This is a genomic window from Massilia niastensis DSM 21313 (assembly GCF_000382345.1).
In the GTDB taxonomy this organism is placed as follows: Bacteria; Pseudomonadota; Gammaproteobacteria; order Burkholderiales; family Burkholderiaceae_D; genus Telluria; species Telluria niastensis.
In genome coordinates, this window is record NZ_KB908077.1 from 151,872 (window position 1) to 174,404 (window position 22,533).

22 protein-coding genes and 1 tRNA gene are annotated in these 22,533 nt (G+C 65.0%); 13 read left to right on the forward strand and 10 right to left on the reverse strand.

What is annotated here, in order from left to right; all coding sequences use genetic code 11:
• Positions 1 to 39: 39 nt before the first annotated feature.
• Both H162_RS0101910 and H162_RS35135 read right to left on the reverse strand, forming a co-directional pair.
• Positions 40 to 480 carry a carboxymuconolactone decarboxylase family protein gene (locus H162_RS0101910; RefSeq protein ID WP_020651751.1) on the reverse strand — a complete coding sequence of 147 codons (441 nt, stop codon included), beginning with the start codon at positions 478 to 480 and terminating at the stop codon, positions 40 to 42.
• 213 nt (positions 481 to 693) lie between these two features.
• Positions 694 to 1,176: a hypothetical protein gene (locus H162_RS35135; RefSeq protein WP_156885432.1), complete on the reverse strand. Its 483-nt coding sequence runs from the start codon at positions 1,174 to 1,176 to the stop codon at positions 694 to 696.
• On the opposite strand from H162_RS35135, the gene H162_RS35140 reads away from it, so the two are divergent.
• Both H162_RS35140 and H162_RS0101925 read left to right on the forward strand, forming a co-directional pair.
• On the forward strand, positions 1,175 to 1,519 hold the full coding sequence (locus H162_RS35140) for a hypothetical protein (protein WP_156885433.1): 345 nt from the start codon (positions 1,175 to 1,177) through the stop codon (positions 1,517 to 1,519). The genes H162_RS35135 and H162_RS35140 overlap by 2 nt on opposite strands.
• Positions 1,520 to 2,011: 492 nt before the next feature.
• Positions 2,012 to 3,205 (forward strand): DUF2325 domain-containing protein, encoded by a 1,194-nt coding sequence (locus H162_RS0101925; protein ID WP_020651754.1) that lies wholly within the window; start codon positions 2,012 to 2,014, stop codon positions 3,203 to 3,205.
• A 277-nt stretch (positions 3,206 to 3,482) separates the two neighbouring features.
• Here H162_RS0101925 and H162_RS0101930 read toward each other — a convergent pair.
• The 3 genes from H162_RS0101930 to pepN form a co-directional block, all read right to left on the reverse strand.
• Positions 3,483 to 3,558 (reverse strand) — tRNA-Thr (locus H162_RS0101930).
• An 81-nt stretch (positions 3,559 to 3,639) separates the two neighbouring features.
• Positions 3,640 to 4,641 carry a class 1 fructose-bisphosphatase gene (locus tag H162_RS0101935; RefSeq protein ID WP_020651755.1) on the reverse strand — a complete coding sequence of 334 codons (1,002 nt, stop codon included), beginning with the start codon at positions 4,639 to 4,641 and terminating at the stop codon, positions 3,640 to 3,642.
• A 44-nt stretch (positions 4,642 to 4,685) separates the two neighbouring features.
• Entirely contained in the window at positions 4,686 to 7,331 is a 2,646-nt protein-coding gene (gene pepN, locus H162_RS0101940; protein ID WP_020651756.1) for an aminopeptidase N, read from the reverse strand.
• Positions 7,332 to 7,515: 184 nt separating this feature from the next.
• On the opposite strand from pepN, the gene H162_RS0101945 reads away from it, so the two are divergent.
• Complete coding sequence (locus tag H162_RS0101945; protein ID WP_020651757.1) at positions 7,516 to 8,190, forward strand: DUF4136 domain-containing protein; 675 nt, start codon at positions 7,516 to 7,518, stop codon at positions 8,188 to 8,190.
• Between the two features lie 50 nt (positions 8,191 to 8,240).
• Here the strand turns inward: H162_RS0101945 and H162_RS34645 are convergent, their stop codons facing one another.
• The 4 genes from H162_RS34645 to H162_RS0101965 are packed head-to-tail and all read right to left on the reverse strand — an operon-like array spanning position 8,241 to position 10,691.
• Positions 8,241 to 8,387: a hypothetical protein gene (locus H162_RS34645; RefSeq protein WP_169444419.1), complete on the reverse strand. Its 147-nt coding sequence runs from the start codon at positions 8,385 to 8,387 to the stop codon at positions 8,241 to 8,243.
• The gene (locus H162_RS0101955; RefSeq protein WP_020651759.1) at positions 8,384 to 9,361 is read right to left on the reverse strand and encodes a quinone oxidoreductase family protein; all 978 of its coding nucleotides are present in this window, start codon (positions 9,359 to 9,361) and stop codon (positions 8,384 to 8,386) included. The genes H162_RS34645 and H162_RS0101955 overlap by 4 nt, the downstream gene beginning before the upstream one ends.
• A gap of 10 nt (positions 9,362 to 9,371) precedes the next feature.
• A complete protein-coding gene (locus H162_RS0101960) occupies positions 9,372 to 9,773 on the reverse strand; it encodes a methylglyoxal synthase (protein WP_020651760.1) in 402 nt (133 codons plus the stop codon).
• The gene (locus H162_RS0101965; protein WP_020651761.1) at positions 9,774 to 10,691 is read right to left on the reverse strand and encodes a DMT family transporter; all 918 of its coding nucleotides are present in this window, start codon (positions 10,689 to 10,691) and stop codon (positions 9,774 to 9,776) included.
• A gap of 158 nt (positions 10,692 to 10,849) precedes the next feature.
• Between H162_RS0101965 and H162_RS0101970 the strand changes: the two genes are divergently transcribed.
• The 9 genes from H162_RS0101970 (at position 10,850) to H162_RS0102010 (ending at position 20,153) form a co-directional block, all read left to right on the forward strand.
• On the forward strand, positions 10,850 to 11,575 hold the full coding sequence (locus H162_RS0101970) for a YebC/PmpR family DNA-binding transcriptional regulator (RefSeq protein WP_020651762.1): 726 nt from the start codon (positions 10,850 to 10,852) through the stop codon (positions 11,573 to 11,575).
• A 23-nt stretch (positions 11,576 to 11,598) separates the two neighbouring features.
• Complete coding sequence (gene purD, locus H162_RS0101975) at positions 11,599 to 12,864, forward strand: phosphoribosylamine--glycine ligase (RefSeq protein ID WP_020651763.1); 1,266 nt, start codon at positions 11,599 to 11,601, stop codon at positions 12,862 to 12,864.
• Positions 12,865 to 12,971: 107 nt separating this feature from the next.
• Complete coding sequence (gene hemF, locus H162_RS0101980; RefSeq protein ID WP_026354120.1) at positions 12,972 to 13,883, forward strand: oxygen-dependent coproporphyrinogen oxidase; 912 nt, start codon at positions 12,972 to 12,974, stop codon at positions 13,881 to 13,883.
• On the forward strand, positions 13,880 to 14,533 hold the full coding sequence (locus H162_RS0101985) for a nicotinate-nucleotide adenylyltransferase (protein ID WP_020651765.1): 654 nt from the start codon (positions 13,880 to 13,882) through the stop codon (positions 14,531 to 14,533). The genes hemF and H162_RS0101985 overlap by 4 nt, the downstream gene beginning before the upstream one ends.
• Positions 14,533 to 15,240 (forward strand): ribosome silencing factor, encoded by a 708-nt coding sequence (rsfS, locus tag H162_RS0101990; protein WP_020651766.1) that lies wholly within the window; start codon positions 14,533 to 14,535, stop codon positions 15,238 to 15,240. The genes H162_RS0101985 and rsfS overlap by 1 nt, the downstream gene beginning before the upstream one ends.
• A gap of 6 nt (positions 15,241 to 15,246) precedes the next feature.
• Complete coding sequence (gene rlmH, locus H162_RS0101995; protein WP_020651767.1) at positions 15,247 to 15,717, forward strand: 23S rRNA (pseudouridine(1915)-N(3))-methyltransferase RlmH; 471 nt, start codon at positions 15,247 to 15,249, stop codon at positions 15,715 to 15,717.
• A gap of 4 nt (positions 15,718 to 15,721) precedes the next feature.
• Positions 15,722 to 16,345, forward strand: coding sequence for a Maf family protein (locus tag H162_RS0102000; protein ID WP_020651768.1), 624 nt, complete (start codon positions 15,722 to 15,724; stop codon positions 16,343 to 16,345).
• Between the two features lie 106 nt (positions 16,346 to 16,451).
• Positions 16,452 to 17,915, forward strand: coding sequence for a ribonuclease G (rng, locus tag H162_RS0102005; RefSeq protein WP_020651769.1), 1,464 nt, complete (start codon positions 16,452 to 16,454; stop codon positions 17,913 to 17,915).
• Positions 17,916 to 18,062: 147 nt separating this feature from the next.
• Positions 18,063 to 20,153 (forward strand): TonB-dependent receptor family protein, encoded by a 2,091-nt coding sequence (locus H162_RS0102010; RefSeq protein WP_020651770.1) that lies wholly within the window; start codon positions 18,063 to 18,065, stop codon positions 20,151 to 20,153.
• Positions 20,154 to 20,188: 35 nt separating this feature from the next.
• Here the strand turns inward: H162_RS0102010 and H162_RS0102015 are convergent, their stop codons facing one another.
• Positions 20,189 to 21,133, reverse strand: coding sequence for an AraC family transcriptional regulator (locus H162_RS0102015; RefSeq protein WP_020651771.1), 945 nt, complete (start codon positions 21,131 to 21,133; stop codon positions 20,189 to 20,191).
• A 381-nt stretch (positions 21,134 to 21,514) separates the two neighbouring features.
• Here H162_RS0102015 and H162_RS0102020 point away from each other — a divergent pair, with 381 nt between their 5' ends.
• Positions 21,515 to 22,492 carry an aldo/keto reductase gene (locus H162_RS0102020; protein WP_020651772.1) on the forward strand — a complete coding sequence of 326 codons (978 nt, stop codon included), beginning with the start codon at positions 21,515 to 21,517 and terminating at the stop codon, positions 22,490 to 22,492.
• Positions 22,493 to 22,533: the final 41 nt, after the last annotated feature.

Genomic DNA, 22,533 nt, shown 5'->3' on the forward strand with positions numbered 1-22,533 from the left:
GCGCAGGCCGTGCGGCAGCAGGACGCACGGCGCCCTCGCTTACACCTGCGGCGTCTTGCGGAATCCTACCGCCAGCCGGTTCCACCCATTGATGGCAATGATCGCCACCGTCAGGTCGGCCATTTCCTTGTCGCTGAAGTGCTCGCGCAGCAGCGCGTAGTCGGCGTCGGACGCGTGGGTGTCCGGCAGGCGGGTCAGCGATTCGGTCCAGGCCAGCGCGGCGCGCTCGCGCGGGGTGAAGAACGGCGCTTCGCGCCACACGGTGACCGCGTGCAGGCGACGGTCGGATTCGCCGGCCTTCTTGGCGTCGGCCGTGTGCAGGTCGACACAGAATGCGCAGCCATTGATCTGCGACGCGCGCAGTTTCACCAGTTCCAGCAGGCTCGGTTCCAGCCCGAAAGCGTTGACGGCTTTTTCCAGCGCCAGCATGGCGCCGGTGGCTTCCTTGGATGCTTTGTAGTAATCGATACGTTGGTTCATGATCGCTCCTTTGCGTGAATGGCGTCCATCATAGGAGCGACGAACTGCCCGCGGAGGAGCCAATCCGGGGAAAATCACGGATACCAATCAGGAGTCCGCTTGCCTTGCGGCGATTGAATAAAGGAAGCAGACGCGACGAAGCCCGGCCAAGTTTGGGCTGGCCGGGCTTGCATCCTTGTTTCCACTCGGCGGCTTGCGCTGAGCGGTGGTCGATCAGTCGCGGTAATCGCGATAGTAGCGGGAGTCGCGCGAACGGTCGCTCGATCCGCCGAACAGCTTTGCCAGAATGAATCCGGCGCCGATCGCTGCCAGCAGCGCGGTACCCGGATTGTTGCGCACGTACTCACGGCCCTGGACCGACAGGTCCTGGTACTTCTCGTTCAGCTGCTGCGAACGCTGGCCCATGGTTTGCTGTGCGCCGCTCAGCATGCCGCTGACGCGGTCGACGCCGGCGTGCGCGGTGCTGACCAGGCGGTCCACCATCGGTTGCGCAGCCTGCGCCGCCTTGTCGATACCCTGGTGCATGCGGTCCGGGGTCATCGCGGACATGGCGCCCTTGATGCCGCCCGGCTGCTGCGGGCCGCTGGTGTCCGACGACGGACCCGTGCTGGCGCCGCCCATGCTGCTGCCGCTGCCGGTCGTGCTGCCGGCGTTGACGCTGGAGCCCAGGCCGCTGTTGCCGCTGCTGCCGCTCATGCTGCCGCTGCTGCCGGCTGCGCTGCTGCCCAGCGAGCTGCCGGTCCCGGATGCGCTGCTACCCAGCGAGCCGGCGCTGCTGCCCAGCGAGCCGCTGCTGCCGGCGCCGCTGCTGGCATTGCTGGTGCCGCCGACGGCGCCCGTGCTACCGCTGGTGGCACCTGAAGCACTGCTCGGCGAGGCGTTGGCACTGCCCAGGGAACCGCCCGACGCACCGCTGCCAAGGCTCGATCCCGATGCACCGCTGCTGCCTTTGCCCAGGTTGGAATCCTGGCTTTTGCCGATGCTCGAACCTGCGCCCTCGCGGCTTGCGTCGCTGCCTTTTCCCTCGGTTGACTTCTGATTATCCATGATGTATCCCTCGTAAAAATGTAGACCAACGCGGAGTAGACCGTTTCTCGACTATCACCACATTCTTCCTCGATTTCGCCTCGAATAAAACGAAGCGACGAGAATGACCTGCGCTACATCAATGGGTTCTTTGGCTCGTGCCGTAGGTCAACATGTCGGTGTCAAGACCTTGCACAAGCTCAAATTTCCATCGTTCGGCAGTCCACTCCGTCGTCGTCATCGGGCGCACGCCCCGTGGCGTCCGACACGAGCGCAGTATCGGACACCACTGCGTCGCGATACAAAAAATACAATGCAAACATTTCCGGGACCGTGCGTTGCCTAACAGAGCTCTGCCATCTGTTGAGATCTCACATGAAATTCTTCGCCCATGGGCGATCGGGCCCCGAATTCCCCCATCGGGCAAATTTCGCTTGCATCCCATCTCATCCTGCATAAAATAGAAATGAGAATCATTCTCAAATAGATTGCAGGGGAAATCTGAATGTGCGACAACGAAGCTTTGCATGACGCGGGCCACGCCTGCTCCGACGCCGCGCGCGGATCGCGCCGCCGGCGCGTCTGGGAACTCTCCCATGCCTGTCACTGCCCGTTGGTGGGCGTCGGCCTGCCGCTGAACCTGCTGCGCAAGCTGGTGGAAAAAGTCACCGGCGGCAAGCTCCTGCATGGCGACTACGACATCCACGTCGGCGCCGTCAGCGAATGCCTGAGCCGCACGCCGATCGCGGACGCCATCCAGAAGGAACTGGAGCGCCGCTACGCCCCGGCCATCCAGCGTTTCCGTTCGGCCAAGACAAGCGCCGAGGTGAACGCGCTGTGGGACGCGGCGGTGGCCGCGGGCGACGTCGCCGGCGCCTTCTGGGCCGGCCTCACGCATCCGCGCTGCACCACCGAGCTCGAAGAACAGATGTGCCGCGACATCCACATGGTGCAGCACCAGGCCGGCGCCTGCGCACGCGCGGACATGAACAGGTTCAATGCCCTGCTGGCCGACAACGCCCGGCTGGAGCGCGACATGGCCCGGCTGCAGGAACGCTGCAACGGATTACTGAAGGAAAAGAGCGAACAGGCCGAGCGGCGCGAGGTCCTGTTGATGCACGCGCGCGCCGTCGCGATCGGCAAGGACACCGAGATCCACAACCTGCGCATCGAACTGGCCCAGCTGCGGGCCGAGGTGCCCGAGCTGGAGACGCGCCAGCGCCTGGCCAACCGGGTGGAACAGATGGAAGCGCGCGAGCAGGCCCTGCGCGCCCAGCTCGCCGAACTGAAGGCGGCGCGCCCCACGCCCGTCCAGGACGAGGCGCCGGAAGCCGCGCCGCCGGTTCCCGTGCTGCAGGAGGTGCCGGAGGTGCCGGTCAGGCTGGTCGAGCGCAATGTGCTGTGCGTCGGCGGACGCAGCGCCAACGTACCGGTCTACCGCACATTGGTCGAGCGCGCGGGCGCCCAGTTCGCCCACCACGACGGCGGGCTGGAAGACAGCAGCAGCCTGCTCGACGCCAGCCTGGCCGCGGCCGACCTGGTGATCTGCCAGACCGGCTGCATCAGCCATAGCGCCTACTGGCGGGTGAAGGATCACTGCAAGCGCACCGGCAAGCGCTGCGTGTTCATCGACAACCCGAGCGCATCGAGCCTGGCGCGCGGACTGCAGGAAGTGGGAGAGGCGGCCTTGCAGGGCTAGCATTCAGGGTCAGGTCTGTCATTCGGACACCAACCGAGCACCTTTGATCTATCTCAACATGCCACTTAAAAACGCATGGGCCACGCATTGAAGCGTTTGCACATCTCGTCTCCCAGCGAATTCCAGATCAAGCGAGCCGTTCTGAGATTTCGCAAAGGTAGTGCGTCGATGTCCGAATGACAGATCTGACCCTGAACTTTGGGAGAGATGCCGGCCAGCCGGACCGCTTGCCGAAAGCAAAAAGGGCCACCCTGACGGGTGGCCCTTCTCACTATCCTGGTGCCGCTTGCCGGAATCGAACTGGCGACCTTTTCATTACGAATGAACTGCTCTACCAACTGAGCTAAAGCGGCGACGAGCCGTATTCTAGCAAACAATGCAGCAAACTTGCTAGTGTGTATCGCAAGCCTGCTGCTTTATTTACAACAATACAATTATTCCTGGTGGTAACCGGTCACCAGCTCGACCTCTTCCTTCGAGCCGAGGAAGACCGGCACGCGCTGGTGCAGCTTGGACGGCTGGATGTCGAGGATGCGTCCCTTGCCGTCGGTGGCCGCGCCGCCGGCCTGCTCGACGATCATCGCCATCGGGTTGGCTTCGTACATCAGGCGCAGCTTGCCCGGCGACGCAGGGTCGCGCAGGTCGGCCGGGTACATGAAGATGCCGCCGCGGTTCAGGATGCGGTGCACGTCGGCGACCATCGAGGCGATCCAGCGCATGTTGAAATCCTTGCCGCGCGGACCAGTGTTGCCGGCCAGGAGCTCGTCGACATAGCGCTGCACCGGCGGGTGCCAGTGGCGCTTGTTCGACATGTTGATCGCGAATTCCTTGGTCGTCGGGGGGATCTGCATGTCGCTCTGGGTCAGCACCCACGAACCCATCTCGCGGTCCAGGGTGAAGACGTGCACGCCGTTGCCGGTGGTGAGCACCAGCATGGTCTGCGGGCCGTAGACCGCATAGCCGGCCGCCACCTGCTGGGTGCCCGGCTGCAGGAAATCCTGCTCGGTCGGCTGCTGCATGCCTTCCGGCGCCTTCAGCACCGAGAAGATGGTGCCGATCGAGACGTTGACGTCGATGTTCGACGAACCGTCGAGCGGGTCGAACATCAGGAGGAATTCGCCCTTCGGATAGCGGCTCGGGATCTGGCGGATGGTTTCCATTTCTTCCGACGCCATCGCCGCCAGGTGGCCGCCCCACTCGTTGGCCTCGAGCAGGATCTCGTTCGAGATCACGTCCAGTTTCTTCTGCACTTCGCCCTGGATGTTCTCGGTGTCGGCGCTGCCCAGGACTTCCCCGAGCGCACCCTTGCTGACCGAGTAGCTGATGCGCTTGCAGGCGCGTGCGACGACCTCGATCAGGAGGCGCAGCTCGGCGTTGATGTTCTGGTGGAGGCGTTGTTCCTCGACCAGGTATTGCGTAAGGCTTACGCGTTTCATGGACTTCCTTTGCTTTGGGGTGATGTGAATTCGTGTTGGCGCCGTCAGTTCGCGAGCGCCTTGCTGACCACTTCGCGCACGTCATTGGACAGCTTGGCCTGGCCTGCGACCTGGTGCAGCGCGACCTGCATCTTGCCCTGCAATTCCGGGGCATAGCGGCGCCAGCGGTCCATGGCGCGCGCCAGGCGGCTGGCGACCTGCGGGTTCAGCGCGTCGAGCGCGACGACCTGCTCGGCCCAGAACGCGTAGCCGCTGCCGTCCGGGGCGTGGAAGCGGACCGGGTTGCCGGCGCAAAAAGTCGCCACCAGGCTGCGCGCCCGGTTCGGATTGCGCAAGGTGAAGGCCGGATGGCGCATCAGCTCGCGCACCTTGGCCACATCGGTGGTCGGGGCGGAAGCCTGCATCGCGAACCATTTGTCCACCACCAGCGCCTCGCCCTTGAACTCGTCGTAGAAACGCTCGAGCGCTTCCGGGACATCGCCCTCGTGCGCATGGATCAGGGTGGACAGCGCCGCCGAGCGGTCGGTCATGTTGTCGGCCTGGTCGAACTGGCGCTGGGCCAGCGCGATCGTCTCCGCATCCGGCGCGGCGTTCAGGTAGGCCAGGGCCAGGTTCTTCAGGGCGCGCTTGCCGCTCGACACGGCATCGGGGCTGTAGGCGCCCGGGGTCTGGTTCGCCTCGTACTGGGCCGTCAGCTCGGCGCGCAGGCGCGTGCCGATGGCGGCGCGCACGAACTGGCGCGCCGTGTGTACGGCCAGCGGATCGACGTCCTCGATCCGCTCGGCGATCATGGTTTCCGAAGGCAGCAGCAAGGCCTGCTCGCGGAAGGCCGGGTCGAGGCGTTCGTCGACCAGCATCTTGCGCATCGCCTCGATGAAGGTGTCGTCCAGGCTCAGGAGGGCGCCGAGCTTCGCCGCCTCGGTCAGCTTGAGCAGGCGGTCCATGGCCAGGCGCTGGCCGGCCTCCCAGCGGTTGACCGCATCGCTGTCATGGCTGAACAGGTGCAGCAGCTCGGCATCGCCGTAGCTGCCCTGCAGGATCACCGGCGCCGAGAAGTTGCGCAGCACGGAAGGCACCGGCGCCTGGGAGACATCGGTGAACACGAAGCGCTGCTCGGCCTCGACCAGTTCCAGCACGGCGGTCGTGCCCATGTCGCGGCCATTCACGCGCAGGCGCATGTCGCGCCCCTCGCGGTCGAGCAGGCCGACCGCGACCGGGATATGGAAAGGCAGCTTCTTCGGCTGGCCGGGCGTCGGCGGGCAGGACTGGGACAGCTTCAGCTCGTAGGTCCGGCCGGCCTTGTCGTAGCTGCCTTCGAAGCGCACCACCGGGGTGCCGGCCTGGCTGTACCAGCGCTCGAACTGGGCCAGGTCGCGCCCGTTGGCGTCGGCCATCGCGCGCCGGAAATCGTCGCATTCGACCGCCTGTTCGTCATGGCGCTCGAAATACAGGTCCATGCCCTTGCGGAAGCCCTCGCGGCCCAGCAGGGTCTGGTACATGCGCACCACCTCGGCGCCCTTTTCGTACACGGTCACCGTGTAGAAGTTGTTGATCTCGACGAAGGAGTCGGGGCGCACCGGGTGCGCCATCGGGCCGGCATCTTCCGGGAACTGGGCCTGGCGCAGGGTGCGCACATGGTCGATCCGGGTCACGGCGCGGCCGGAGTCGGTGCCGATCATGTCGGCGGTGAATTCCTGGTCGCGGAACACGGTCAGGCCTTCCTTCAGCGACAGCTGGAACCAGTCGCGGCAGGTGACGCGGTTGCCGGTCCAGTTGTGGAAGTACTCGTGCGCCACGACCGCCTCGATGCCCTGGAAGTCGATGTCGGTCGCCACGCGCGGATTGGCCAGCACGAACTTGGTGTTGAAGATGTTCAGGCCCTTGTTTTCCATCGCGCCCATGTTGAAGTCGCTGGTGGCGACGATCATGAAGCGGTCCAGGTCGAGCTCGAGGTTGTAGCGCTCCTCGTCCCAGCGGATGCTGTGCTTGAGCGACTGCATCGCATAGTCGGTCTTGTCCAGGTTGCCCTCCTCGACCCAGACCTGGAGCAGCGCCTGGCGCCCGTCGGCCAGCCTGAAGGTCTCTTCCTGGCACACCAGGCGCGCGGCGACCAGGGCGAACAGGTAGGACGGCTTCTTGAACGGGTCTTCCCACAACGCATAGTGGCGGCCGTCGCCGAGATCGCCCTCCTCGACCAGGTTACCGTTCGACAACAGCACCGGATAGCGCTCCTTGTCGGCGCGCAGCATCACGGTGTACTTCGCCATCACGTCCGGACGGTCCGGGAAATAGGTAATGCGGCGGAAGCCTTCCGCTTCGCATTGCGTAATAAAATTCCCATTGGACACGTAGAGTCCGCTGAGCGTGGTGTTCTCCTGGGGCGCGCAGATGGACTCGATCTCGAGCGTGGCTTCCTCGGGAGCATTGGGAATCGTCAGCAGAGAACCGGAAATGCGGTAATCGGACCCGGTCAGCACCCTGCCGTTCAGGCGCAGCGCCACCAGTTCGATGTCTTCCCCATGCAGCTCGATTTCACGCTGCGCGCTGGCGGGATTGCGGCGCAAGCTCAGCCTGTTCGCGACGATGGTGCGGGCCGGGTCCAGGTCGAAGCCGAGCTCGACAGTATCCACGAGGTAGCTCGGCGGGGTATAGTCTTTCCGGTAGATGGTCTGGGGCGTATCTGTGCGCATAGGAGGGTCCGAAAACACAGTGGATGAAGTGCTTATTTTACCAACAAGATTTTCGGCCGTTTCACATGATTTCATGTATCGAAAGTGTGCCTCCGGTAACTAGGTGTAAATTATCGCTAACATATGCTGTCCTGGAGCTAAGCTGGAACATCGGGGGCAAGACCGCAGAGACGAGGGAGACTAGATGAAACGCCTGATCATGATCGCCGCCGGCACGGCGCTCGCGCTGCTGCTGGGCGGCTGCGCCACCACCATACGCAGCAATGTCACCACCTTCCACCAGTGGCCGGCCCAGATGGAAGACAAGAGCTTCGTGTTCGAGGTGCCGCCGGCGCAGGAAGACACGCTGGAATGGCGCAGCTACCAGGAACTGGTGCGCGGCCAGCTGGCGCGCCTGGGCTTCCGCGACGCGGACGGCGCCAGGCCGGCGCTGACGGTATCGATGCGCTTCACCACCACCGACGTGCCGGTGCGCGTGCTGGAACCGGTGATGTCGCCGTTCTACTATCCAGGGCCGCCGCGCTTCGCCTTCCGTGGCCACCGCGGCTTCCACCGCCGCTACTGGGGCGGCTGGTACAGCCCGTTCTACGATCCGTTCTGGGGCCCGTATCCGGCGTATGAGAGCTCGATCGAGCACCATTACCGGCGCGAGCTGCAGGTGTCGATCAAGTCGGCCGGCGACGGCAAGCGGCTGTTCGACGTCACGGTGCACAACACCAGCCGCCAGGAGTCGACCCCGGCGGTGATGCCGGCGCTGGTGCAGAGCGCGTTCGAAGGCTTCCCGGGGCCGAACGGCGTGGCGCGCAGGGTCGAGCTGAAGCAGGAACCCGTCAGGCAGGCGCAGAACCAGCGCGGCTGATCCGGTTCGCGCGGAGCTGAAGAGGCCAGGCATTGCCTGGCCTTTTTTAATCAGCTGAACCACGCCTCCGACCCGAGCGTGATCGCCACGATCATGAGCAGCGCCAGCGCCAGGATGAGCAGCAGGCGCCCGAACTTCGGCACCCCTTCGTCCCCGTCCGGCGGCGGCGGGCGGTGATCTCCACTGGTGTCCCTCATGGCAGCAGCACCGTCGAACCGGTCGTGCGGCGCGCTTCCAGCGCACGGTGCGCCTCGGCCGCCTGCGACAGCGGGAAGGTCTGGTTGACCCCGATCTTCACCTTGCCGCTCGCGACCATCTCGAACAGCTCGGCCGCCATCGCCTCCAGTTCGGCGCGGGTCGACATGTAGGCGCCCAGGGTCGGGCGGGTGAGGTACAGCGAGCCGCGCCTGGCCAGTTCCTGCGTCGTGAACGGTTCCACCGCGCCCGAGGAATTGCCGAAGCTGACCATCAGGCCGCGCGGCTGCAGGCAGTCGAGCGAGCGGAAGAAAGTGTCCTTGCCCACCGAGTCGTACACCACCGGCACCCCGGCGCCCTTCGTGATCTCGCGCACGCGCGCCACGATGTCCTCGGTGTTGTAGTTGATGACGTGCGCCGCGCCATGCGCGCGCGCCAGCTCGCCCTTCTCGTCCGAACCGACCGTGCCGATCAGCTCCACGCCGAGCGCGCGCGCCCACTGGCAGGCGATCAGGCCGACGCCGCCGGCGGCCGCATGGAACAGGATCGTCTGCCCCGCCTTGACCGGATAGGTGCTGCGCAACAGGTACTGCACGGTCAGGCCCTGCAGCATCATGGCCGCCGCGGTCTCGAAGCCGATCGCATCGGGCAGCTTCACCAGCACGTGCGCCGGCATCGTGCGCGCCTCGCTGTAGGCGCCGTTCGGACCGCCCGCATAGGCGACGCGGTCGCCGGGGCGCACGTGGCTGACGCCCTCGCCCACCGCCTCGACCACGCCCGCGCCCTCCTGGCCCAGCACGGCCGGCAGCGGCTGCGGGTAGAGGCCGGTGCGGAAGTAGACGTCGATGAAGTTCAGGCCGATCGCATGGTGGCGCACCAGCGCTTCGCCCGGTCCCGGCGCCCGGACCTCGACGTCGGTGAACTCCATCACCTCGGGACCGCCGTTGGCGGTGATACGGATCGCTTTGGCTTGCATGACGCTCTCCTCAGGCGGCGCCGGCGCGCGAGATCATCAGCTGGTTCAGCACCAGGCGCGCGGTGGACAGGTTGGTGGCGCAGGCGATGTTGTGCACGTCGCAGGCGCGCACCAGGGCGTTGATGTCGGGTTCGTGCGGCTGCGGCGTCATCGGGTCGCGCAGGAAGATCACGCAGTCGATCTCGCCGTTGACCAGCTGGGCGCCGATCTGCAGGTCGCCGCCCACCGGACCGGAATGCTTGCGCTCCACCTTCAGGCCGAGCTCGTTGTGCAGGCGGCCGCCGGTGGTGCCGGTGGCCGACAGGGTGCAGCCCTTGAGGAACTCGAGGTACTCGGCCGCGAGCGTGATCATGTCGTCTTTTTTCTTGTCGTGCGCGATGAGCGCGATGCGAGGTTGGGTCATTTTCGTCATTTATTTTCGCGACAGCAGGTAAATCCCCACAAGCACCAGCCCGGTACCGGCCAGTTGCACCGCCGTGATCGGCTCCCCGAGAATCAGGGCGCCGAGGAACAGCGTCGACACCGGCCCGATCATGCCTGCCTGCGAGGCGGTCGCCGCACCGATACGCTGCACGGCCACCATGGTCATAAACACGGGAAAGATGGTACAGAATACTCCATTCACGAGCGAGAGCCAGTAAACCGGGGCCGGCTGCACCAGCATGGCGACCGGGCGCAGCACGAAGAACTGGGCGATGCAGGCCACGCTCGACACGCACATCGCATACGCCACCAGGCGCAGCGAGCCGATACGGCGCACCATCTCGCCCGATCCCAGCAGGTAGAACGCATAGGTCAGCGCCGAGCCCAGCACGAACAGCGAACCGATCACCGTGCTGCCGGCGCCGCCCGCCAGGTCGTGCACGAACACCAGCAGGATGCCGCAGTAGGACAGCGCCAGCGCGGCCCATTCGAGGCGCCCGATGCGGCGCTTGAAGAACACGGCGTTGATCGCGAGGACGAAGGTCGGGGTCAGGAACAGGATCAGCCGCTCGAGGCCGACCGAGATGTGCTGCAGCCCGAGGAAATCGAGGAAGCTCGAGGCGTAGTAGCCGATCAGCCCGAGCGCGACCAGGCGCCAGCGGTCCTGCGCGGACAATGGCGGTTCGGTGCGCATCTTCCACAGCGCCACCGCCGCGAACACCGGCAGCGAGAACAGCATCCGGAAGGCGATCAGGGTCACCGCATCGATGTGGTAGCGGTACAGCAGCTTGGCGACGATGGCCTTGGTGGAAAACAGGACCGCGCCGGCGATGGCGATCGACAGGCCGGCGATCAGGGCGGAGCGTGGCAGCGGGGTGGCGGCAGTGAGGGTTGCGCTTTTGTTCATTCCGTCGATTGTAGGACGGTTCGCCCGAGTCTGCTGACGGCGCCCCGGAACACGGCTGTTGTTTCCAGGCTATCCATGAGTCGGAGGCGGCGATTTCGCCGGAGGGGCCTATGTTAGAATGTCGGCCATTCTTGCATACCGTCTAAGGAATTCTCGACATGGCTGGACACAGCAAATGGGCCAATATCAAGCATAAAAAAGCCGCCACCGACGCCAAGCGCGGCAAGATCTGGACGCGCCTGATCAAGGAGATCACCGTGGCCGCGCGCATGGGCGGAAGCGACGTCACCTCCAACCCGCGCCTGCGCCTGGCGGTGGAGAAGGCGGCCGACGCGAACATGCCGAAGGATAACGTCACCCGCGCGGTCCAGCGCGGCTCGGGCGAGCTGGAAGGCGTCAACTACGAAGAAGTCCGCTACGAAGGCTACGGCATCGGCGGCGCGGCGATCATCGTCGACTGCATGACCGACAACCGCGTGCGTACCGTGGCCGAAGTGCGCCACGCATTCAGCAAATACGGCGGCAACATGGGCACCGAGGGTTCGGTCGCCTTCATGTTCAAGCACACCGGCCAGTTCCTGTTCGCGCCCGGCGTCGAGGAAGACAAGCTGATGGAAGCCGCGCTGGAAGCCGGCGCCGACGACGTGGTGCAGGACGAGGAAGGCGGCTTCGAAGTGCTGTGCGACCCGCACGCGTTCTCGGGCGTGAAGGAAGCCCTGGAAAAGGCCGGCTTCAAGGCCGAAGTGGCCGAAGTCATCATGAAGCCCGCCACCGAGACCGAGTTCACCGGCGACGACGCACTCAAGATGCAGAAACTGCTCGACGCGCTGGAAAACCTGGACGACGTCCAGGAGGTCTACACCAACGCCGTGATCGAAGAATAACCAAAGACTAACCGAAAACTCACATGAAAATCCTCGTAGTCGGCTCGGGCGGCCGCGAACACGCCCTGGCGTGGAAACTGGCCCAATCGGAACGTGTGCAGACGGTGTTCGTCGCACCCGGCAATGGCGGCACCGCGCGCGATGGGCGCCTGGTGAACGTCGAGATCACCGATCCGGCGGCGCTGGCCGACTTCGTCGTGGCCGAAGGCGTGGCCCTGACCCTGGTGGGTCCGGAAGGCCCGCTGGCGGCCGGCATCGTCAACCTGTTCCGCGCGCGCGGCCTGAAGATCTTCGGCCCGACCCGCGAAGCGGCGCAGCTGGAAAGCTCGAAGGACTTCGCCAAGGCCTTCATGCAGCGCCACGGCATCCCGACCGCGAAGTACCAGACCTTCTCGGATGCGGCCAGTGCGCACGCCTACATCGACGCCAACGGCGCGCCGATCGTGATCAAGGCCGACGGCCTGGCCGCCGGCAAGGGCGTGGTGGTGGCGATGTCGCTCGACGAAGCGCACCAGGCGGTCGACCACATGCTGTCGGATAACCGCTTCGGCGACGCCGGCGCGCGCATCGTGATCGAGGAATTCCTGGCCGGCGAGGAAGCCAGCTTCATCGTCATGTGCGACGGCAGGAACGTGCTGGCGCTGGCCACCAGCCAGGACCACAAGCGCCTGAAGGACAACGACCAGGGCCCGAACACGGGCGGCATGGGCGCCTATTCCCCGGCCCCGATCGTCACCCCGTCGATGCATGCGCGCGTGATGCGCGAGATCATCCACCCGACCATCCAGGGCATGGCCCGCGACGGCATCCCGTTCACCGGCTTCCTGTACGCCGGCCTGATGATCGACGCCGACGGCAACCCGCGCACCCTGGAATTCAACTGCCGCATGGGCGACCCGGAAACGCAGCCGATCATGGCGCGCCTGAAGACCGATTTCCTGACCGTGCTCGACCACGCCTGCAACGGCAGCCTCGACGCGGTCGAACTGGAATGGGACCGCCGTACCGCCGTGGGCGTGGTGATGGCCGCCGAAGGCTATCCGGACAGCCCGCGCAAGGGCGACATCATCGACGGCATCCCGCAGGAGACGCCGGAATGCGTGACCTTCCACGCCGGCACCCAGCTGGTGGGCGGTACGCTGCAGACCAGCGGCGGACGCGTGCTGTGCGTGGTGGGCCTGGGCGACAGCGTGCGGATGGCGCAGAAGCAGGCCTACGACACCGTCGAGAAAATCCACTTCAACGGGGCGCAGTATCGCCGCGATATCGGGTGGCGTGGCGTGAAGTAATCGAAGGACGGGCCGCCGGCCAGATGGCGCCCTGATCGAACGCCGGATGTAATAACATCCCCGGGCAGTGTACAATCTGCCCATTTTTCGTTTCCTATTCCAGACGCATGTCCTCCCCTTCCCCAGCCGCAGTCAAAGCCTGGTTGCTCGAGCTCCAGGCACGCATCGTGCAAGCTCTCGAAGAAGTCGACGGCAAGCCTTTCCTGCGCGACACCTGGGAGCGCCCCGAAGGCGGCGGCGGCATCTCGCGCCTGATCGAGGAAGGCAATGTGATCGAACGCGGCGGGGTGAACTTCTCGCACGTGACGGGCGCCAGCCTGCCGCCGTCGGCGATGGCCGCGCGTCCCGAACTGGCCGGCCGGGCCTGGGAAGCGATGGGCGTGTCGCTGGTGCTGCACCCGCGCAATCCCTATGCGCCGACCGTGCACATGAACGTGCGCTTCTTCGAAGCCACTGCCGAGGGCAAGGATCCGGTCTGGTGGTTCGGGGGCGGCATGGACCTGACCCCGTACTACGGCAACGAGGTCGATGTGCGCCACTTCCACCAGGTCTGCCACGATGCGCTCGCGCCTTTCGGCGACAGCCTGCACGCGCGCTTCAAGAAGTGGTGCGACGACTACTTCACCATCAAGCACCGCAAGGAGCCGCGCGGCGTGGGCGGCATCTTCTTCGACGACTTCAACGAAGCGGGCTTCGACCAGTCGTTTGCGATGGTGCGGAGCGTGGGCGACAGCTTCCTGGACGCCTACCTGCCGATCCTGAAAGCGCGCAAGGACCAGCCCTACGGCGAACGCGAACGCGACTTCCAGGCCTACCGCCGCGGACGCTACGTCGAGTTCAACCTGGTGTGGGACCGCGGCACCCTGTTCGGCCTGCAGTCGGGCGGGCGCACCGAGGCGATCCTGATGTCGATGCCGCCGATCGTGAAATGGCGCTACGACTGGCATCCGGAACCGGGCAGCGCGGAAGCGCAGCTGTACACCGACTTCCTCGTGCACCGGGACTGGCTGGCGCCGTGACCTTCTGCGTCGCTTTACTGGGCGGCAGTTTCGATCCGGTGCATCACGGCCACGTCGCGCTGGCCGAACTGTTTGGCGCCCTGCTGCGTCCCGACCAGCTGCGCATCCTGCCGGCCGGGCGGCCGTGGCAGAAAAGCGGCCTGCAGGCCAGCGACGCCGACCGCGTCGCCATGCTGGAACTGGCGTTCCGCGACCTGCCCTTCGCCGTCACGATCGACCTCCAGGAGATCGAACGCGAACGGCCCACCTATACGGTCGAGACCCTGCGCGCGCTGCGCGCCGAACTCGGCCCCGCAGCCTCGATCGTGTTCCTGATGGGAGCCGACCAGCTGATGAAACTCGACACCTGGCGCGAATGGCGGACGCTGTTCGCGCTGGCCAACCTCGGGGTGGCGGCGCGCCCCGGCTACGACCTGGCGCGCGAAGCGCTGCCGGAGGCGGTGGCTCAAGAACTGTCCGGGCGGCTTGCAACGCCGGACGAAGTACGCACTGCGCCGTACGGCAAGGTCTGTCTCGCACACACGCTGGCGGTGGATATTTCCGCCACACGGATCCGGGAAGCCTTGCGTCTTGGTGCGGACGCAAGCGCGCTCGTAAAGGCGCAAGTGCTAGACTATATTCAACAACATAACCTATACAAAACAACATAATGGATATCAAGAAACTGCAAACCCTGGTCGTGGACGCCCTGGAAGACGTCAAGGGCCAGGACATCGCACTGTTCGACACGACCCACCTGACCAGCCTGTTCGATCGCATCGCGGTGGTCTCGGGCACCTCGAACCGCCAGACCAAGGCGCTGGCCGCCTCGGTGCGCGACAAGATCAAGGCGGCAGGCGGCGACGTCGTCGGCCTGGAAGGCGAGGACACCGGTGAATGGGTGCTGGTCGACCTGGGCGACATGATCGTCCACATCATGCAGCCGGCCATCCGCCAGTACTACCGCCTGGAAGAAATCTGGGGCGAGAAGCCGGTCAAGCTGGGCGCCGCCAAGCGCAAGTCGACCCCGGAAGCAGCCGAGGCCGCCGAAGGCAAGGTCAAGTCGAAGCACCTGGCCGCCAACCAGGAGCAGCCGGCAGCCAAGCCGGTGCGCGAGCGCAAGGGCGAAGAGCCGGCAGCGCCGAAGACCCGCGCCAGGAAGACCGCCGACGGCGCCGCACCGGCTGCCAAGAAAGCCGCCGCCAAGAAAGTCCCGGTCGGCAAGACCGTGAAAGTGGCGCCGACCAAGACCGAAACCGCCGCCGTCAAGGCGCTGAAGGCCCTGCCGCCGAAGCGCGCCGCCAAGGCCGCCGCTCCGGCTGCCGAAGGCGAACCGGTGAAGAAGGTGATCCGCCGCGTGAAGAAGGCCGCCGAGTAAGCATCGATGCAGTTGATCATTGCCGCGGTCGGCCACAAGATGCCGGCCTGGATCGAGACCGGCTTCGCCGAATACACCAAGCGCATGCCGCCCGAGCTGCGCATCGTGCTCAAGGAAGTCAAGCCGGTCGAGCGCTCCGGAAGCAAGACCGCGGCCACCGCGATGGCGCTCGAACGCGAGCGCATCGAGGCCGTGCTGCCGAAGAACGTGCGCATCATCGCGCTCGACGAACGCGGCAAGGACCTGACCAGCGTCGGGCTGTCGCAGCAGCTCGAGCAGTGGCAGCAGGATGGCCGCGACACGGCCTTCCTGATCGGCGGCGCGGACGGACTCGATCCCGCGCTGAAGGCGCGCGCCGAAGGCATGATCCGCATCTCCAGCATGACACTGCCGCACGGAATCGTGCGTGTCATGCTGGCGGAACAGTTGTACCGTGCCTGGACCATCACCCAGAACCATCCGTATCACCGCGTCTGATTCCATGCCGACGAAATCCACCGACAAGAAAATCTATCTCGCCTCGAAGAGCCCGCGGCGCCGCGAACTGCTGCGCCAGATCGGCGTCGACTTCGAACTGCTGGCGCTGCGCAGCGATCCGGCGCGCGGCGTCGACGTCAGCGAAGACGTGCACCCGGGCGAAGCCCCGCACGACTACGTGGCGCGCGTTGCTCGCGAAAAAGGCGCCTTCGCCTGGAATATCCTGCTGATGCGCCGCCAGCCGCTGCGCCCGGTGCTGTCGGCCGACACCACCGTCACCATCGACGGCGAGATCCTCGGCAAGCCGGCCAGCCCCGCGGAAGCCATGGCGATGCTGGAACGCCTGTCCGGCCGCACCCACCAGGTCCTGACCGCGGTGGCGGTGCACGGCATGGACGTGGCGGAGCAGTTCACCCAGGTGTCGAACGTGCGTTTCGCCACGCTGACGCCCGCACAGATCCGCGCCTACTGCGCCACCCCGGAACCCTACGACAAGGCCGGCGGCTACGGCATCCAGGGCCCGGCGGCGATCTTCATCGAGCACATCGAGGGCAGCCACTCGGGCATCATGGGCCTGCCGCTGTTCGAGACCGCCACCCTGCTGCGCAAGGCGGGTTTCCCGGTCTGAATCTTGCCGGGCGCTGCGCCCGGTTCTTCCCCGGCAACGCCAAACGCACGACCGTTCACCAGCGTGTATCATCTACACCCTGAACAATAACGCACGGCCGGGTTCCATGAACGAAGACATCCTCATCAACATCACCCCGCAGGAAACGCGCGTGGCGCTGATCCTGCAGGGCGCGGTACAGGAGCTGCACATCGAGCGCACGCTCACGCGCGGGTTGGCGGGCAATGTCTATCTGGGCAAGGTGGTGCGCGTGCTGCCGGGCATGCAATCGGCATTCATCGACATCGGCCTGGAACGCGCCGCCTTCCTGCACGTGGCCGACATCTGGGAAGCGCGCAGCCACGAAGGCGGGAACGCCCCGCCCACCCCGATCGAGAAGCTGCTGTTCGACGGCCAGGTGCTGACCGTCCAGGTGATCAAGGACCCGATCGGCACCAAGGGCGCGCGCCTGTCGACCCAGATCTCGATCGCCGGCCGCATGCTGGTCTACCTGCCGCAGGACCACCACATCGGCATCTCGCAGAAGATCGAGAAGGAATCCGACCGCGAACTGCTGCGCACCCGCATGCAGAACCTGCTGCCGGCCGAGGAAAAAGGCGGCTACATCGTGCGCACCCAGGCCGAGGAAGCCTCCGACGCCGACCTGCAGGCCGACATCGACTACCTGCGCAAGACCTGGGCCGCGATCGTCCAGGGCGCGCGCACCCGCCCGCCCACCACCCTGCTCTACCAGGACCTGAACCTGGCCCAGCGCGTGCTGCGCGACTTCGTGCATGACGAGACCGCGACCATCCAGGTCGATTCGCGCGAAAACTACCTGATGCTGGTCGAATTCGCCAAGGTGTACACGCCGAGCGTGCTGGCGCGCCTGACCCACTACACCGGCGAGCGCCCGCTGTTCGACCTGTACGGCGTGGAAGAAGAAATCCTGCGCGCGCTGGGACGGCGCGTCGACCTGAAGTCGGGCGGCTACCTGATCGTCGACCAGACCGAGGCGATGACGACGATCGACGTCAACACCGGCGGCTTCGTCGGCGGGCGCAACTTCGCCGACACCATCTTCAAGACCAACCTGGAGGCGGCGCACGCGATCGCCCGCCAGCTCCGCCTGCGCAACCTGGGCGGCATCATCATCCTCGACTTCATCGACATGGAAAACAACGAGCACCGCAACGCGGTGCTCGCCGAACTGAAGAAGACGCTGGCGCGCGACCGCACCAAGGTCTCGGTCAGCGGTTTCTCGGCGCTGGGCCTGGTCGAGATGACGCGCAAGCGCACCCGCGAATCGCTGGCCCACATCCTGTGCGAGCCCTGCCCGGCCTGCAGCGGCAAGGGCCAGGTCAAGACTTCGCGCACCATCTGCTACGAGATCCTGCGCGAACTGCTGCGCGAAGCCAAGCAGTTCAACCCGCGCGAGTTCCGCATCGTCGCCTCGCAGGAAGTGGTCGACCTGTTCCTGGAAGAAGAGTCCCAGCACCTGGCCATGCTGGGCGACTTCATCGGCAAGCGCATTTCGCTGCAGGTCGAGAAGGGCTATCACCAGGAACAGTACGACGTGATCCTGATGTGAACATCAGGGTCAGGTCTGTCATTCGGACACCCGCTGCCGTCCTTTGATTGATCCCAATACCCCACCAGCGGTTTTCTGCAAGGAAGTCTGGCCACGTGTAAATGAGAAGTGTTATCATTCGTATTTACCTGTCCAGATTTTCTTGCCATGCCGAACCGCTGCCTTCATGCCATCCCCGCCAAACGATCGATCATCGCCGCCGCCGTAGCGCTGCTGGCCGCTCCTGCCTTGCACGCGCAAGAGGCGGAAGGCGCCGCCGCGCCGATCGAAACCGTGCAGATCACGGGCAACTGGCTGGGTTCGGGCCTGCAGAACAGCGTGAAGAACTTCGCGGGCGCGCGCACCGTGATGCAGAGGGAAGATATCGACAGTACCGGCGCCGCCACCATCGGCGACGTGCTGCGCCGCATCCCCGGCGTGCAGGCTACCGATAATTCGGGCACCGCCGGCAGCACGATTTCGCTGAATATCGGCGTGCGCGGCCTGACCGGGCGCTATTCGCCCCGCTCGACCATCCTGCTGGACGGCATCCCGCTGGCCGTGGCGCCTTACGGCCAGCCGCAGCTGTCCTTCGCGCCGGTCAGCCTGAATAACATCGAGTCGGTGGACGTGGTGCGCGGCGGCGGCGCGGTGCGCTATGGTCCGCAAAACGTGGGCGGCATCATCAATTTCCGCAGCCGTTCGATTCCGGATGTTCCCGGCTTCGCCGGCGACGCCACCGTGCGCTACAACCACTTCAGCGAAGGCGGCCACAATACCCAGTACAGCGCCTTCCTCGGCACCCAGCTGGATAACGGCCTCGGCCTGGCCCTGCTGTACTCGGGCCTGGACGGCAGCGGGTGGCGCGCGGGCAGCGATGAAAAGGTCAACGATGTCGCGCTCAAGGTTCGCTACAAGCTGAATCCGCACAGTGAAATCTACGGCAAGCTGACCTACTTCGACGTGAAGTCGATGACCCCGGGCGGCCTGACCGTGGCGCAGTTCAACGCCAATCCATTCCAGAACACCCGCCCCACCGACTTCTGGGACGGCGACCGCAAGGGCGCGGATATCGGTTACCTGAACACGATTTCGTCCACGCAGGAATTCGAGATCAAGGCTTACTACAACGAGAGTTCCCGCCAGAGCTCGCTGATCAACGCGGCCAGGACCCAGATCACCGTCCAGCCGCGCAACTACCAGGTGCTGGGCATCGAGCCGCGCTATACGCAGCGCTTCGCCGCCGCCGGCCTCACCCACGACGTGACCGTCGGCTACCGCTTCCTGCGCGAGCGCGGCGACGACAATAACTTCGTGCGCAATGTCGCCACCGGCGTGAACGGCGCAGCCACGACCTTCGACAACGCCACCGATGCGCATTCCGTGTACATCGATGACCGCATCGCCGTCGGCGCCTGGCGCATCACGCCGGGCATCCGCTTCGAGCGCATCCGCTCGGACCGCGTCGGCGCCGCCGCCAACTCGACCTTCAGTACCGAGAACGACAAGTACCTGCCTTCGCTGAACGTGGCCTACCTGGTGAATCCGGCGCTCACCGTGTTTGCCAACTACGGCACGTCCTTCGGCCCGGTGCAGAACACGCAGCTCAATTCGCAGACCTCTGCCACTCCGCTCAAGCCGGAACTGGCCAAGACGTCCGAGTTGGGCGCACGCTGGAAGAGCGGCGCCGTCAGCGCCGAGATGACGGTCTTCCGCCTGAAATTCGACAACCAGATCCTGCAGGTGCCAGGCAGCGTGCCGCCCCTGTTCCGGAACCTCGGCGCGACCAAGCATGAGGGCGTGGAAACGGCCGTCGACTACAGCTTCGACGATGCCGGCGCGCTGGCCGGCCTGAACGTGTTCGCCAACTACAGCTATACCAAGGCGATCCAGGAATCGGGCGCCACCGCCGGCCTGGACGTGCCGTTCTACTCGCGTAATACCGACACCGTGGGCGCGCGCTACCGCATCGGCGCCTGGACCGTGAACCTGTCCAGCACCCACCAGAGCAAGCAGTATTCGGATGCCGCCAACACCGTGGCCGAAGCAGCCAATGGCGGCGTGGGCCAGATTCCGGGCTTCCGCCTGTGGAACGCACAGCTGGTATGGAAACCGGCCGGCAAGCCGGATGTCGACATCGCGGTCGGGGTGAACAATCTGTCCGACAAGCGCTATTACACGCGCAATGTGGACGGCAATGCAGGCCGCATGGCCGGCGCGCCGCGCACTGCTTACGCGCAGCTGCACGTCGCCTTCTGAACCGCATCGGCAGTCCGGCCATGCGGCCGGGCTGCTCAGATCTTCCATCCTGTGGCGCTACTTACCTCATGTTCAAGACGCATGCGCTGGATGTCCCGCAATGGCGGCGCACCGAACAGCCTGGCATATTCGCGGCTGAACTGGGAGGCGCTGTCATACCCGACCCGCACGCCGGCGCTGCCCGCATCCATGTCCTGGCTCAGCATCAGTTGGCGCGCCTCCTGCAGCCGTAACTGCTTTTGATATTGCAGAGGACTCATCCCTGTCACGTTGCGGAAATGCAGGCGGAAAGTGGACGGACTCATGTGGACGCTCGCAGCAAGCTCGTCAACGCGCAGCGCATGCGAGAAATGCTGTTTCAGCCAGTTCACGGCCTTTGAAATCTGCTGGCTTGGCGAGCCAGTGGCAACCACGTGCCGCAGCAGCGGGCCGAACGCGCCAGTCAGCAAGCGGACGACAATCTCCCGCTGGACAAGTGGTGCGACAAAAGGCGCCAACAAAGCTTCGTCGGTCAGGCGAACCAGTCTGATCAGGCAAGCAAGCACCGCGGGGTCGAGCGCCTTGAAGGCAATGGACTGGTAGGCGCATTCTTTGGGCGCCTGATCCAGGTTCATATCGGCTGCCAGTTGCAAAACGATGCGTCGATCGATGGACAGCATCAAGCCAAGGAAGGGCGCTTCCGTACTGGCCACTGTGACGTTCGACACGACCGGCAGGTCGACAGTGGTCAGCATTGCGTCGCCGGGTGTGTATTCGTAGACCTTCTCGCCCAGCATCACCTGCTTGCTCCCCTGCGCAATGACCCCCAGGCCGAATCCGTAGATGCAGGGCATCGGCGACGCCGCCACGCTGCGGCGATGGAGCGTCAAGCCGGGCACTGTGGTGACATGGTCACCGTTGGTCCGCGTCACCCGGCTGATTTCGCGGGCCAGTACCTCGATCGTGTTCGCCCCCGCCGCCTCATTCGTACTTCGGTTCATCGGTAATTTCTACTGAATGATTGATCCTCTGAAGTCTAGCATCGCGCATCGTCCCGGTTGCCGGCGACGTGGGCGCTTCGTTGGAATGTGCAATAACTGGCGCGAATCCGGCAAACGCATGGCGGCATCGGCCTGCCACACTGGACGGACGCTGCTCTCAAGTGAAACAGCATTTTTGAAGGAAGCACCATGACGACCGAGGACAATACCAGGCAAGGCAGGAGTGCGGCACAAGGTGTGAGCCGCCGCGGCTTTCTCGAAACGGGCGTCGCTGTCGGCGCTGCATTCGCAATTGCCCCACTGGCCATGGCAGCAGGACCGCGCCGGCAGGACAAGGCGGGCAATGCCGCCGCCCACACCACCCGACAAGGAGAACGTACGATGCACACGCGTCAATTAGGCAAACTGGAGGTGTCGGCCCTGGGCGCCGGCTGCATGAGCATCAGCGCAAACTACGGGCCGGCGGCGGACAGGGCGCAGGGCATCCGGGTCATTCGCGAAGCATACGAAAGGGGCGTCAGCTTTTTCGATACGGCCGAAGTGCATGGGCCGTACACGAATGAAGAGCTGGTCGGGGAAGCCTTGGCGCCGTTCCGCGACAAGGTTGCCATCGCGACCAAGTTCGGCTTCGATATCAAGAACGGAGGCTTGAATAGCCAGCCGAAACATATCCGCAAAGTGGTCGAGGAGTCGTTGAAGCGCCTTGCTACGGACCGTATCGACCTCTACTACCAGCACCGTGTGGACCCATCGGTGCCGATCGAGGATGTCGCCGGTGCCGTCGCCGAGCTGATCCGGGAAGGCAAGGTTTTGCACTTTGGCCTGTCCGAAGCTGGCCCGGACACGATCCGGCGAGCCCACAAGGTGCAGCCGGTCAGCGCAATCCAGACCGAATACTCGCTGATGAACCGTGACCCGGAACAAAACGGGGTGCTCGCCGTGTGCGAAGAGCTCGGGATCGGCTTTGTTCCATGGGGGCCCGTCGGGATGGGCTTTCTGACGGGCCGCATCGATGCACGGACCAGGTTCGACCCGACAACGGATCTGCGCTCCGGTTTCGACCGGTTCTCTCCCGACAATCTGGCAGCCAATGCTCCCATCCTGGAGCTGTTGAATCGCTTCGCCAGGAAAGAAAACGCCACGCCATCGCAGATCGCGCTGGCGTGGCTGCTGGCGCAAAAACCCTGGATCGTGCCCATTCCAGGCACGCGCAATCCTGCCCACCTTGCCGAGAACCTCGGCGCCGTCAATGTCCGGCTCTCGGAGGCAGACCTCCGCGACATCGATCGTGCTTTCGCCAGGCTTGCCGTGCACGGCGGGCGCATGAACAAAGACCAGATGAAGATCGTGGAGCCGTAAAGGACCATCGGGCTTGCCTCTTCATGTCACGACCTGGTGCT